At 60.3% G+C, this 13,140-nt stretch carries 13 protein-coding genes; 9 read left to right on the forward strand and 4 right to left on the reverse strand.

Annotation, left to right across the window (positions count from 1 at the left end):
• The first annotated feature begins 188 nt into the window (after positions 1–188).
• Positions 189–1,337, forward strand: coding sequence for an MFS transporter (locus RYC17_RS26420; protein ID WP_005744844.1), 1,149 nt, complete (start codon positions 189–191; stop codon positions 1,335–1,337).
• Here the strand turns inward: RYC17_RS26420 and RYC17_RS26425 are convergent.
• Both RYC17_RS26425 and RYC17_RS26430 read right to left on the reverse strand, forming a co-directional pair.
• Positions 1,334–2,914, reverse strand: a complete 1,581-nt coding sequence (locus RYC17_RS26425; protein WP_316904768.1) for a phospholipase D family protein — start codon at positions 2,912–2,914, stop codon at positions 1,334–1,336. The two genes, RYC17_RS26420 and RYC17_RS26425, sit on opposite strands and share 4 nt — an antisense overlap.
• 72 nt (positions 2,915–2,986) lie before the next feature.
• Positions 2,987–4,408, reverse strand: a complete 1,422-nt coding sequence (locus RYC17_RS26430) for a PLP-dependent aminotransferase family protein (protein ID WP_316904769.1) — start codon at positions 4,406–4,408, stop codon at positions 2,987–2,989.
• Between the two features lie 175 nt (positions 4,409–4,583).
• On the opposite strand from RYC17_RS26430, the gene RYC17_RS26435 reads away from it, so the two are divergent.
• Complete coding sequence (locus tag RYC17_RS26435) at positions 4,584–4,835, forward strand: DUF1127 domain-containing protein (RefSeq protein ID WP_058408219.1); 252 nt, start codon at positions 4,584–4,586, stop codon at positions 4,833–4,835.
• 5 nt (positions 4,836–4,840) lie between these two features.
• Here the strand turns inward: RYC17_RS26435 and RYC17_RS26440 are convergent, their stop codons facing one another.
• Positions 4,841–6,157: an NAD(P)/FAD-dependent oxidoreductase gene (locus RYC17_RS26440; protein ID WP_058408220.1), complete on the reverse strand. Its 1,317-nt coding sequence runs from the start codon at positions 6,155–6,157 to the stop codon at positions 4,841–4,843.
• Between the two features lie 105 nt (positions 6,158–6,262).
• On the opposite strand from RYC17_RS26440, the gene RYC17_RS26445 reads away from it, so the two are divergent.
• Positions 6,263–6,616 (forward strand): YkgJ family cysteine cluster protein, encoded by a 354-nt coding sequence (locus tag RYC17_RS26445; RefSeq protein ID WP_058402733.1) that lies wholly within the window; start codon positions 6,263–6,265, stop codon positions 6,614–6,616.
• A 5-nt stretch (positions 6,617–6,621) separates the two neighbouring features.
• Here RYC17_RS26445 and RYC17_RS26450 read toward each other — a convergent pair whose 3' ends face one another.
• Entirely contained in the window at positions 6,622–7,110 is a 489-nt protein-coding gene (locus RYC17_RS26450; RefSeq protein ID WP_004655323.1) for an Lrp/AsnC ligand binding domain-containing protein, read from the reverse strand.
• 157 nt (positions 7,111–7,267) lie between these two features.
• On the opposite strand from RYC17_RS26450, the gene dadA reads away from it, so the two are divergent.
• The 6 genes from dadA (at position 7,268) to RYC17_RS26480 (ending at position 13,133) form a co-directional block, all read left to right on the forward strand.
• Positions 7,268–8,569 (forward strand): D-amino acid dehydrogenase, encoded by a 1,302-nt coding sequence (dadA, locus tag RYC17_RS26455; protein ID WP_005744838.1) that lies wholly within the window; start codon positions 7,268–7,270, stop codon positions 8,567–8,569.
• Positions 8,541–8,894, forward strand: a complete 354-nt coding sequence (locus tag RYC17_RS26460) for a RidA family protein (protein ID WP_058402734.1) — start codon at positions 8,541–8,543, stop codon at positions 8,892–8,894. The genes dadA and RYC17_RS26460 overlap by 29 nt, the downstream gene beginning before the upstream one ends.
• Before the next feature lie 87 nt (positions 8,895–8,981).
• Positions 8,982–10,055, forward strand: a complete 1,074-nt coding sequence (gene alr / locus RYC17_RS26465; protein WP_058402735.1) for an alanine racemase — start codon at positions 8,982–8,984, stop codon at positions 10,053–10,055.
• A gap of 124 nt (positions 10,056–10,179) precedes the next feature.
• On the forward strand, positions 10,180–10,728 hold the full coding sequence (locus RYC17_RS26470; protein ID WP_004655316.1) for a cupin domain-containing protein: 549 nt from the start codon (positions 10,180–10,182) through the stop codon (positions 10,726–10,728).
• A gap of 26 nt (positions 10,729–10,754) precedes the next feature.
• Entirely contained in the window at positions 10,755–11,078 is a 324-nt protein-coding gene (locus tag RYC17_RS26475) for a c-type cytochrome (RefSeq protein WP_058402736.1), read from the forward strand.
• Positions 11,079–11,192: 114 nt separating this feature from the next.
• Entirely contained in the window at positions 11,193–13,133 is a 1,941-nt protein-coding gene (locus RYC17_RS26480) for an acetyl-CoA hydrolase/transferase C-terminal domain-containing protein (protein ID WP_316904770.1), read from the forward strand.
• Positions 13,134–13,140 lie beyond the last annotated feature (7 nt).

A 13,140-nucleotide genomic window follows, 5' to 3' on the forward strand; every position in this document is an offset into this window, starting at 1 on the left:
CTCCGCGTCCTGGCTTGCTTTTGCAGTGCGGCGCAGATTTGTGACGCGGAGCGTCACGCAAGGCATTCCCACGCTGGAGCGTGAAGAACGATAACCTCAACTATCGTGCGACGCTCCGCGTCGCATGCCGTTCTGGACGCTCTGCGTCCGGTCTTGATTGTGCAGTGAGGGCAGGCAGGAGCTTGATAATGCGTTGGGGTACTTATTTTGCCGTGCTGGCGTCCGTGTTGGGCGTCGGGCTGGCAATGGGCGTCAGCATGCCGCTGGTTTCATTGCGTCTGGCAGGCTGGGGCTACGGCTCGTTTGCCATTGGCATCATGGCGGCGATGCCTGCGATGGGTGTGCTGGTGGGGGCGGCGCTGGCCAGTCGTCTCGCCGCGCGCTTCGGTACCGCTAACCTGATGCGCCTGTGCCTGTGGGGCGGCGCCGTTTCGGTCGGCGCACTGGCGCTGCTGCCGTATTACGGAGTCTGGCTGGTCTTGCGCCTGGCGCTCGGGGTGATTCTGACCATCGTCTTCGTGCTGGGTGAAAGCTGGATCAACCAGCTGGTGATCGAGCGTCTGCGCGGACGGCTGGTAGCGCTGTATGGCAGCACTTACGCCTTGAGCCAACTGGCTGGCCCGCTGTTACTGGGCGTTATCGGCACTCAGGCCGACTACGGCTTCTGGATTGGCGTGCTGCTACTGGTCGGCTCCCCGTTCCTGCTGCTGGGTCGCACGGGTGCGCCATCGACTGAATCCTGCAACGTGACCTTCACTGATCTGGCGGGCTTCTGTCGCGGCATGCCCGCTATCGCCTGGGCAGTGGCGCTATTCGCTGCATTCGAAGCCTTGATCCTCACGCTACTGCCGCTCTACTGCATACGCCACGGGTTCACCCCGGAAATCGCCCTGATCATGGTCAGTGTGGTGGTGATAGGTGACGCGTTACTGCAGCTGCCGATCGGCATGCTCGCTGATCGCGTTTCGCGCCGCGCAATGTTTACCGGATGCGCCGTTTTGTTGCTGGCGTCCAGTCTGCTGGTGCCGTTACTGATCGATACCGTTCTGATCTGGCCGCTCTGGACAGTGTTCGGCGCCAGTGCTGGCGGGCTGTTTACCCTGTCGCTGATCCTGATCGGCGAGCGTTACCGAGATGATTCACTGGTCCGCGCCAATGCGCATGTCGCTCAACTGTGGGGCATCGGTTGTCTGATCGGGCCCCTGATAGCGGGCGCGGGCAGTCAGTGGGTCAGCGGTGAGGCCTTGCCGTTGCTGATGGCGGCAGGTGCCTTTGGCTTGCTGATTCTGATCAGGCGACGTGGAGCGTTCGGGGTTGCCCAGGCTGCGCCCGCCTAAAGCATTCTTTCCAGGCCGATGGCACGGCTCATCCACGCGTTGAAACGCCGCCACCAATCACCGGGTTCGGTATGCAGCGTGTGGATCTGGCCATTGTCTTCGGTCACCCACACCACTTTGCCATCCTCCAGCTTCGCCTGGTAAGTGAGCGAGGGAGCCATACCCTGAAGCGTCAGTTCGCGCAGCTCTTCGGCCAGTTGCGGACTGTCGACCAGCACGCCGACTTCGGTGTTCCACAGCACAGAACGCGGGTCGAAATTGAATGAGCCGACAAAGACTTTCTGCCGATCGAAGATCATCGCCTTGCTGTGCAGGCTTGATTCCGAACTGGCCAACGAGCTGCTTTTCTTGAACAAGTGCGGACCGCTGCCGCGCATGGTTTCGGTATCGCCAGGCTGGCGGCGCAGTTCGAACAGCTTCACGCCATGCTCCAGCAGCGCCTTGCGGTAAGGCGCATAACCGCCATGCACGGCAGGCACGTCGGTGGCTTCCAGTGAGTTGGTCAACAGGCTAACGTTGACGCCGGCATCGGCACGGCCGGTCAGGTACAGCAAACCTTCCTGCCCCGGTACAAAGTACGCCGAAATCAGCATCAGTTCCTTGTGAGTGTTCAGCAGCTCGGGGGCCAGTTGCGTGGTCAGCAGCAGGTGCGGATCCGGATCACCCTGCGCCAGTACCTTGGTCGGCGCGTCCCACAATGCCTGGCTGTGCGCCCAGACCAGCTCGTTGAGCCAGGTCTTCATGCGTGGCTGAGTCTTGTAGGCCATCAATCGCTCATACAGGGCCTTGTGTTGCTGATGCGCCTGCTCCAGCGAATCGTCCAGCCGCTGCCGGGCCTGGGCCAGATCCTCACCGTCGGGCAGGAAGTACATGAACGCATCGATGGGCTTGCTGAGCGTGCTGTTCCAGTATTGATCGAAGCTGTGGCCGAGCTGTTCGGCGACCGGCCCCACGCTGAGCATGTCGATATCGGTGAAGTTCAGGTTCGGTTCGGCGTCGAAGTATTCATCGCCCAGATTGCGCCCGCCAACGATGGCCACACTGCTGTCGGCCAGCCACAGCTTGTTGTGCATGCGCCGGTGCTGACGCGACAGGTTCATCAAGCGCCCCAGGCTGCGCGTGATGCCGGTCTCGCGCCCCAGGTTTTGCGGGTTGAACAGGCGAATCTGAATGTTCGGGTGCGCGGCGAGGGTGGCGATGGCCTGATCCAGCCCGTCGCTGGTGGTGTCGTCCAGCAGGATGCGCACCCGCACGCCACGGTCTGCCGCTTTGAGCAGTTCGTCGATCAGAGCGCGCGTGCTCAGGCCGTCATGGACGATGTAATACTGCAGGTCGAGGCTGCTTTTGGCGTTACGGATCAGTTCGGCGCGCGCCTTGAATGCATCACTGCTGTCGGGCAGCAGGCGAAAGCCGGAACGCCCGTCGTGGGGCATCGCCATGGCTTGAATAGAGCGGCCGAAAGCAGAACTCGAGGGCGGCATGGCCTGGCTTGGCTCGCTGGCAATTTGCTGGTGCGCGCAACCGCTGACGCACAGTGCAACCAGCAGGCAAAAGGGCAAGGCCCATGAGTTATTCAAATTGATCTTCCGCGTCTGTACATGGCTCGACTTGGCGTTATGACCCAAAAAACCGGGAAAGATTTGCCTGCGTCAGTCAGTTTGCGCATTCAGTAGTGCAATTGTCTCGCCCACGATACGCACAGCGCTCTCGATTTCGCGGCTCGGTTTGGTCGCGAAGTTCATGCGCATGCAGTTACGGTACTTGCCCGAGGCGGAAAAAATACTGCCCACCGCGATCTGTACACCCTTGCTCAGCAGGGCGCGGTTCAGACGCAACGTGTCGAAGCCTTCGGCCAGTTCCACCCACAGCATGAAACCGCCTTGCGGGCGGCTGGCACGGGTGCCTTCGGGAAAGTAGCGCATCACCCAGTCGATCATCTGGTCGCGACTGCGCTGGTATTGGGTTCTCATGCGCCGCACATGCGGCTCGTAATGGCCGCCTTCGATGAAGTCAGCGATGGCCAACTGGGGCTGCGGTGCAGTCGAGCCGGTGCCGATGTATTTCATGTGCAGCACCTGCTCCAGATACCGCCCCGGCGCTACCCAGCCAATCCGCAGGCCGGGTGCCAGGGTCTTGGAAAACGAGCTGCACAGCAGGACACGGCCATCTTCATCGAAGGATTTGATGGTGCGCGGGCGAGGGTAGTTGTAAGCAAGATCGCCATACACATCGTCCTCGATGATCGCCACATCGAAACGTTGTGCCAGCGTCAGCAAGGCACGTTTGCGAGCTTCGGGCATGACGTAACCCAGCGGGTTGTTGCAATTGGGCGTCAGCTGAATGACCTTGATCGGCCATTGCTCAAGGGCCAGTTCCAGCGCCTCGAGGCTGATGCCGGTCAATGGGTCTGTGGGGATTTCCAGGGCTTTCATGCCCACGCCCTTGAGCGTCTGCATGGCCCCGAAGAAGCTGGGCGAGTCCACTGCAACGATGTCACCCGGCGAGCAGATGGCCCGGACACTCGCTGACAGCGCTTCATGGCAGCCATTGGTGACGATCAGATCATTGGCGGTCAGGTTGCAGCCCGAGTCGAGCATCAGTCGGGCGATTTGCTCACGCAGCCTGCGTACGCCGTAGATGTTGTCGTAATACAGCCCCGGCATGTCTTGGTGACGACTCAGCTGACTCAGCGCGCGCATCAACGGTTTCAGGGTAGGGCTGGTGACATCGGGCATTCCGCGCCCCAGTTGCGTGACCGCTTCGAGAGGTGCCACCCGAATCAGGTCCAGCACCTGATCCCATTGAGAGATATCCACAGGCCGCTGGACCGGTCGCCCGACAGCAGGCAGCGCAGGTGCCGCTCGACTGACCGATACGAAATAGCCGGATTTGGGTTTCGGCGCTGCCAGGCCGTTGTCCTCCAGCACCCGATACGCTTGCTGCACGGTGCTCAGGCTGACGCCATGTTCGACACTTAACGCACGCACCGATGGCAGGCGGTCGCCGGGGCGGTAGAAGCCGTTTTCGATCCGCGAGCCGAGCAGTTCGGCGAGGTTGACGTAAAGCGTCATGACGTACTCTCAGGCTGGTGAGCGTGGTATAGCAATACAGATTGGGCAAAAATATAGCATTCAGTGCTGTTTTTGCCTCATCTGTATGGAAAATATAACCTGTTTTTGAATCTGTAATGGTCTGGCCGTTCGTTTCATCATAGACCCACACCCACCCAGGATGAGGGAATCGGAAATGAACGGGTTCAGCGATGTACGCCTTGCGCTTCACAGCCAGGAATTGAATGACTATCGGCCAACTGCGGTCAGAACGGTCCGCTCAAACAAGGTCGATCTGTTGGCGGGCATGGGTCGTTGGGCGCTGTATCGTCACCGCTGGGCCTCTCGCCGCACCTTGCTGGAGCTGACGGACGATCAGTTGCGCGACATCGGGCTGGATTTCCAGCAGGCGCGGGTCGAAGCGATGAAACCGTTCTGGAGGCCCTGAGCCTTTCAGCGCAGCTCTTTGAGCCGGTGCCAGAGCATGCCCAGTGCCAGCAACGGCGAGCGCAAGTGCTTGCCGCCCGGAAAGGTCACGTGTGGCACTTTGGCGAATAACTCGAAGCCATCGCTGTGTTGCCCGGCGATGGCTTCGGCCAGCAAGCGGCCCGCAAGGTGTGTTGCGTTCAGGCCATGGCCGGAGTAGGCCTGAGCATAAAACACGTTGGGGTGCTGCTTGAGCCGGCCAATTTGCGGCAGGCGATTGGCACCGATGCCGATCATTCCGCCCCACTGGTAATCGATGGCCACGCCTTCCAGTTGCGCAAACACATCGAGCATCTTCGGTCGCATGTACGCGGCGATGTCTTGAGGGTCACGCCCCGAGTAATGGCAGGCGCCCCCGAACAGCAAACGGCGATCCGCTGACAGTCGGTAGTAATCCACTGCCACGCGCTGATCACAGACCGCCATGTCCTGCGGCAACACTTCCCGGGCCTGAGCCTCGCTCAAGGGCTCGGTCGCGATGATGTAACTGCCAGCGGGCAATACCTTGCCGCTTATTTCCGGATTCAGGTCGTTGAGGTAAGCGTTGCAGCCCAGTACCAGCGTTTTCGCCAGCACCGTCCCCTGGGCCGTATGCACCTTGACCTGCGGGCCGTAGTCGATTCTCGTCACCGCAGAATGTTCGAACAGCCGAACGCCCAGTGACTGCGCTACGGCAGCTTCTCCCAAAGCCAGATTCAACGGGTGCAGATGCCCGGACCCCATGTCGATCAAACCGCCGACATAACGGTCGGAGCCCACGACACTGCGCATCTGATCGGCTTGCAGCAACTTAAGCTCATGGCGGTAGCCCAGGCTGCGCAATTCATCGGCATCTTCGGCCAGGCTGTGCAAGTCGCGCGGCTTGTTGGCCAGGTCGCAATAACCCCATTTCAGGTCGCAATCGATAGCATGCCGTTCGATGCGCTGACGCACGATCTCGACCGCCTCAATGCCCAGCAGCTTGAGCTGGCGCACACCTTCGCTGCCGATAACATTGGCGAACTGCTCGACGCCGTGACCGACCCCGCGAATCAGCTGGCCGCCATTGCGTCCGCTGGCGCCCCAGCCAATTCGGCGTGCCTCAAGCAGCGCGACACTCAGCCCGCGCTCGGCCAGCTCGATGGCAGTGTTGAGGCCGGAGAATCCGCCGCCCACCACGCACACATCAACCTTCACCTCGCCTTGCAGCGCAGGGTGATCCGGTTGCGGATGGCTGCTGGCGGCGTAGTAGGAGGCAACATGCTGGTCGTCGTGAAGAGTCGGGTGCTGAACGCGGGCGTTCATGAGCGGGTCCTGTTGGTGGCGGTTTGCGTGTGGGGAGGATAAGCCGCTGTCATGAGCCTGCCAACTGGGGCAAACTCAGCGCATTGTGTAGGAATGGTTGATTCAATGAGCTGCAACCGTCAGAAAATAAGTGATCTGCGCCGCCAGATTCCCTCGTTCGAGTGTGTGCCAGGCTGCCACGACTGCTGCGGCCCGGTTACCACGTCGCCCGAAGAAATGTCGCGTCTGCCGCGCAAGACTGCCGCCGAACAGGACGCCGCGCTCAATGAGCTCAATTGCGTGCACCTTGGCCCACAGGGCTGCACCGTGTATGACGAACGCCCGTTGATCTGCCGTCTGTTCGGCACCACCGAAAGCCTGCCATGCCCGAATGGCCGTCGCCCGGTCGAACTGATTCACCCGCGGGTAGAGAAGCAGATACACGAATATATGGCTTCCACCCGACAAGTGCTGGTCTAGCGCAATCAGTCGGCAATCGGCAGGTTCAGGCTCTCTTTCACTTCTTCCATCACGATATAGCTCTTGGACTCGCGCACGTGCGGCAGTTTGAGCAGGATATCGCCCAGCAGTTTGCGGTAGGACGCCATCTCGGAAATGCGCGCCTTGACCAGATAGTCGAAGTCGCCTGATACCAAGTGGCACTCCAGCACATGCGGAAGCTTCAACACGGCACGGCGGAACTCCTCGAAGGTATCGCCGGACTTGTAGTCCAGACTGATTTCCACAAACACCAGCAGGCTGGCCTTCAGGCTTTGCGGGTTCAGACGGGCGTTGTAGCCCATGATGATCCCTTCGCGTTCCAGCCTGCGAACCCGCTCGGTACAGGGAGTGGTCGAGAGGCCGACGCGCTCGCCCAGTTCAGTAAACGAGATACGCCCATCTGCCTGGAGGATGCGCAGGATATTGCGGTCGATCTTGTCCAGTTCACGATTTGACTGGTGTTGAGTGCGCATGGGTTATTTCCCCTCTACCAAAGCGTTTATCGCCGGGAATAAACGCCAAATATAGATGTTTATACAGTGAGAAGCACTGCCCATTGCTCAATATACTGCGCACATTCTTGCTTAAAACTTCAAAACGTCAGCGGATATCCGCGATGAGGTCATCTACATGCGCGTTCTGGTCCTTGGAAGTGGTGTAATTGGTACAACCAGTGCTTATTATCTGGCGCGTGCCGGTTTTCAAGTGACCGTGGTAGATCGCCAGCCAGCCGCCGCCATGGAGACCAGCTTTGCCAATGCCGGGCAGGTCTCGCCAGGCTATGCCTCGCCATGGGCCGCGCCGGGTGTTCCGCTGAAGGCGATCAAATGGTTGCTGCAGCGCCACGCACCATTGGCGATCAAGGCCACGGCAGATATCGATCAATACCTGTGGATGGCGCAGATGCTGCGCAACTGCACCGCCAGCCGCTATGCCGTGAACAAAGAGCGCATGGTGCGCCTGTCCGAGTACAGCCGCGATTGCCTTGATGAGCTGCGCCTGGAAACCGGCATTGCCTACGAAGGGCGCAGCCTGGGCACTACCCAGTTGTTCCGCACTCAGGCGCAACTGGACAACGCCGCCAAGGATATTGCCGTGCTCGAGCAGTCCGGTGTTCCGTACGAACTGCTGGATCGCGACGGCATCGCCCGTGTCGAGCCCGCGCTGGCCGGTGTGACCGGTATTCTCAGCGGTGCACTGCGCTTGCCCAATGACCAGACCGGCGATTGCCAGTTGTTCACCACGCGCCTTGCAGAAATGGCCGTCGAGCTGGGTGTCGAGTTCCGTTACGGACAGAACATCGAGCGCCTCGACCACGCTGGCGACCGCATCAATGGTGTGTGGATCGACGGCAAGCTGGAAACAGCCGACCGCTACGTGCTGGCGCTGGGCAGCTATTCTCCGCAACTGCTCAAACCGCTGGGTATCAAGGCTCCGGTTTACCCGCTGAAGGGCTATTCGCTGACGGTGCCGATCACTGACCCGGCCATGGCTCCGACCTCGACCATTCTCGATGAAACCTACAAGGTCGCCATCACCCGCTTCGACAACCGGATCCGGGTCGGCGGCATGGCGGAAATAGCCGGTTTTGACCTGTCGCTCAACCCACGTCGACGCGAAACACTGGAGATGATCGTCGGTGACCTCTATCCTCAGGGTGGCGACCTGACCCAGGCCAGTTTCTGGACCGGGTTGCGTCCGACCACTCCCGATGGCACACCGATTGTGGGTGCAACACCGTTCCGTAACCTGTTCCTCAATACCGGCCATGGCACATTGGGCTGGACGATGGCGTGTGGTTCCGGTCGTTTGCTGGCAGACCTCATTGCCCGCAAGACACCCCGTATCAGTGCCGAAGGCCTCGATATCTCTCGTTACGGCAACACTCAGGAGAATGCACAGCATGTCAATCCAGCGCCAGCTCACCAATGAGCGCATGAGTCAGGTCGTTGTCCACAACGGCACCGTCTATCTGTCGGGCCAGGTCGGCGATGACATGACTGCAGGTGTCGAGCAACAGACCCGCGAGGTCCTGAACAGTATCGAGCGCCTGCTCGACCTGGCCGGTACTGACAAGACTCGCATTCTGTCGGTCACGATCTATCTGAAAGACATCGATGCTCATTTTGCCGGCATGAACAGCGTCTGGGACAAATGGCTGCCCAAGGGTTTCGCGCCTGCGCGTGCAACCGTCGAGGCCAAGCTGTGCGAGCCGGAAATCCTTGTCGAGCTGTCGGTTGTCGCCGCGCTGCCTTGAGTCTGCTGCCTTCATACTGTTGTGCCCGACGCATCTCTGCGTCGGGCTTTTCTGACCCTTTTCACCCTTCAGGCAAGAAACGTCATCATGCGTCCAGCCCGCGCCTTTATTGATCTTCAGGCACTGCGTCACAACTACCAACTGGCTCGTGAAAACAGCGGCGGCAAAGCGCTCGCGGTGATCAAGGCCGATGCCTATGGTCACGGTGCGGTACGTGTCGCCCAGGCACTGGAAGCCCAGGCCGACGGTTTCGCAGTGGCCTGCATCGAAGAAGCGCTCGAGCTACGCGCGGCAGGCATCCGTGCACCTGTTCTGCTGCTTGAAGGTTTTTTCGAAGCCGATGAACTGGCGCTGATTGTCGAGCACAACTTCTGGACGGTCGTGCATTCGACCTGGCAACTGGAGGCCATCGAGCAGGCGCAGCTCGCCAAACCTTTAACGGTCTGGCTCAAGATTGACACCGGCATGCACCGCGTCGGTCTGTACCCGCATGAATATCAGGCCGCCTATCAGCGCCTGCTGGTAACCGGCAAAGTAGCCAGAATCGTCCTGATGAGCCACTTCGCCCGCGCCGATGAACTGAACAGTGGATGCAGTGATGAACAGTTCGCTGTATTCGAGAGCTTTCGCAAAGGCCTGGTTGCAGAAACCAGCCTGAAAAACTCCCCGGCCGTTCTGGGCTGGCCGCATATTCCAAGCGACTGGTCGCGCCCCGGCATCATGCTCTACGGTGCCACGCCGTTTGGTCAGGCGCACCCGCTGGCGGACCGCCTGCAACCGGTCATGACCCTGGAATCGAAGATCATCAGCGTGCGTGAACTGCCTGCCGGTGAAGCTGTGGGCTATGGCGCGACGTTTGTCTGTGACCAGCCATTGCGTATTGGTGTGGTGGCAATGGGGTACGCCGACGGCTACCCGCGTCATGCGCCGACCGGCACGCCTGTGCAGATCGACGGTCAGCCCTCCCGGCTGCTCGGGCGAGTGTCCATGGACATGCTTTGCGTAGACTTGACCGGCGTACCGCAGGCCGGGCTTGGCAGCCGGGTCGAGTTATGGGGCAAGCACGTGCTCGCCAGTGAAGTGGCCACGCGGGCAGAAACGATTCCCTACGAAATCTTCTGCAATCTGCGTCGCGTTCCGCGTATCTATTCCGAAGACTGATCGAGCCCCTGTCCGTCAGGCCGCTGTATGCCTGGTGTCTGTCGAAGTGTTGTAAATATTGAACGCTGTTGCCATGATGGCGTTCATCTCGACTAGACCTGACAAAACCTGGGGGAATATCGCATTGGACGTGGGTGAACGACTGCAATCGATCCGCAAGCTCAAGGGCCTGTCCCAGCGTGAACTCGCCAAGCGCGCAGGCGTGACCAACAGCACCATCTCCATGATCGAGAAAAACAGCGTAAGCCCTTCGATCAGCTCGCTGCGCAAAGTGCTCGGCGGCATTCCCATGTCCATGGTCGAGTTTTTCTCGGAAGAAACCGTTCCGGAAAACGCAGCGCAGGTGGTGTACAAGGCCAGCGAGTTGATTGATATCTCGGACGGTGCCGTGACCATGAAGCTGGTCGGCAAGTCGCACCAGGGCCGTGCCATCGCCTTTCTTACCGAAACCTACCCGCCGGGTGCCGATACCGGTGAAGAAATGCTCGTCCACGACGGTGAAGAAACCGGAATTCTCGTCGAGGGGCGACTGGAGCTGGTGGTGGGTCTCGACACCTACGTGCTGGAGGCCGGTGACAGCTATTATTTTGAAAGCACCCGGCCGCATCGCTTCCGCAACCCGTTCGACGTACCGGCACGATTGATCAGTGCGGCAACGCCAGCCAATTTCTGACCCGCCCTCTTTGCAGTGAGTAACGCGTGAAGCTGACCCGGAAGATTCTGAGCACCGCAGGCGTTCTGACGTTGTGGGCGTTCAATGTGCAAGCTGCCGATACCGCCCGAGCCCCTGACGACATCATCGCCGCCCATTGCGTCGCCTGTCACAGCGTCGGCCTGCTCAACGCGCCGAAAACCGGTGATACGGCCGCCTGGGAAGAACGTGCCAGACAAAAAGGCGGCCTTGACGGCCTGCTGGCCAGCACCATCAAAGGCCTGGGAATCATGCCGCCGAAAGGCACCTGCGGCGATTGCACAAACGACGAACTCAAGAGCGCCATTCAGAGCATGTCGGGTCTGAAGTAAGCGCTGTCTCGTTACCACGCTGGAGCGTGGGAACGAGAGTTGCGTGGCGAGCATGCAGCAATTTCACATTGCCACCGGTCCAAGCTGCACCAATAACAATTCAGGAGAGCTGGGATGCCGTATTCCTGTTCCATCGAGCACGCTGTCGATCACGTTCTGGCGCAGTTGCCCGAGCATATTCACCTCGGCATGCCGCTCGGGCTGGGCAAGCCCAATCGGTTCGTCAACGCGCTGTACCAGCGCATCAGCCAGTTGCCCGAGCGACGACTGACGATCTACACCGCGCTGACACTCGGGCGGCCAACGCCGGGAGAGGGTTTGCAGGCGCGGTTTCTGGAACCGTTTCTGGAGCGGGTCTTCGGTGACTATCCGGAACTGGATTTTCTGGCCGCGTTGCGCCGCGACAAACTTCCACACAACATTCGCGTGCAGCAATTCTTCATGCAGCCGGGCAGCCTGCTGAACAGTGAGTCAGCCCAGCAAGACTACGTCAGCAGCAATTACAGTCATGCCGCCCGCGATATCAATGCCAACGGCCTGAATCTGGTCGCGCAACTGGTGGCCCGTGACGATCAGCACCCGGGCAAGCTTAGCCTGAGTTGCAACCCGGACGTGACCCTCGACCTGCTGCCCATGATCGCCAAACGCCGCGCCGCCGGAGAAACCATCCTCATGCTGGGCCAGGTCCACGCCGACCTGCCTTACATGCCGGGCGACTCGGAGCTGGATGTCGAAGCGTTTGACCTGCTGATCAACGAAGATGAGCGCAGCACGCTGTTTTCCACCCCGAACATGCCGGTGGGTTATCAAGACCATTTGATCGGCCTGCATGCCAGCACACTGGTGCGTGACGGCGGCACGCTACAGATCGGTATCGGCTCGATGGGCGATGCGCTGACCGGCGCACTGCTGGCCAGGCAAGCCGACAACGAAACCTGGCGCAGCCTGCTGGCCGAGTTGAACATGAGTAACTGGCAGACCCTGATCGACCGCGAAGGCGGCGTTCAGCCGTTCGCCAGCGGCCTTTACGGTTGCAGCGAAATGTTCGTCAACGGTCTGCTGGTACTGGCCGATGCCGGCATCGTGCGACGCAAGGTGTATGCCGACGCAGAGCTGCAGCGGCTGGCCAATCTGGGCACGCTGGATGAAGACGCCCATCCCGATGGCGTGGTGGTGCACGGCGGCTTTTTCCTTGGCCCGAGCAGTTTCTACGAGCGCTTGCGCGAGCTGCCCGCCGAGCGACTGGCGCAGTTCAACATGACTGCCATCAGCTATATCAACGAGCTTTACGGTCAGGAAGAACTCAAACGCCTGCAACGCCGCGATGCGCGCTTCATCAACAGTGCGTTCACCGTCACCCTGATGGGCGCAGCCGTGGCCGATCAGCTGGAAGATGGCCGAGTGCTCAGCGGTGTGGGTGGCCAATACAACTTCGTGGCGCAGGCTCATGCCCTGGAGGGCGCTCGTTCGATCCTGATGCTGCGTAGCTGGCGTGAGTCCGGTGGCGAGGTCAGCTCCAATATCGTCTGGCAGTACGGCCACACCACGATCCCCCGGCACCTGCGCGATATTGTCGTGACCGAATACGGCATTGCCGATCTGCGCGGTCAGACCGACGCCACGGTGATCGAGCGCATCCTCAACATCACTGACTCGCGGTTTCAACCCGGCTTGATCGAGCAGGCGCAAAAGGCCGGGAAGCTGCCCAGGGACTTCCGCCTTGATCCACGCTTCACAGAGAACACCCCGGAACGCCTCAAGGACACGGCATCGCGCTATCCGTCGCTGTTTACTGAATACCCGCTGGGGTGCGATTTTACGGGCGAAGAGCGCGACCTGATGCGTGCGTTGAACTGGCTGAAGAGCAAGCTCAAGCTCACCGAAATCCTCGAGTTGGGCAAGGCCACTCTGGACGCTCCCGACCCCGAAGCCTTCCCGGAGCACTTGCAACGAATGCAACTCGACCAGCCTCAGGGCTTGCGCGAAGAGTTGTATCAGCGACTGCTGCTGGCCGGGCTGCACAACACCAGCGGGACCAGCGGACTGACGAGCTAAGGCGCGG

Source organism: Pseudomonas syringae group sp. J248-6 (assembly GCF_032586995.1).
Classification (GTDB): domain Bacteria; phylum Pseudomonadota; class Gammaproteobacteria; order Pseudomonadales; family Pseudomonadaceae; genus Aquipseudomonas; species Aquipseudomonas amygdali.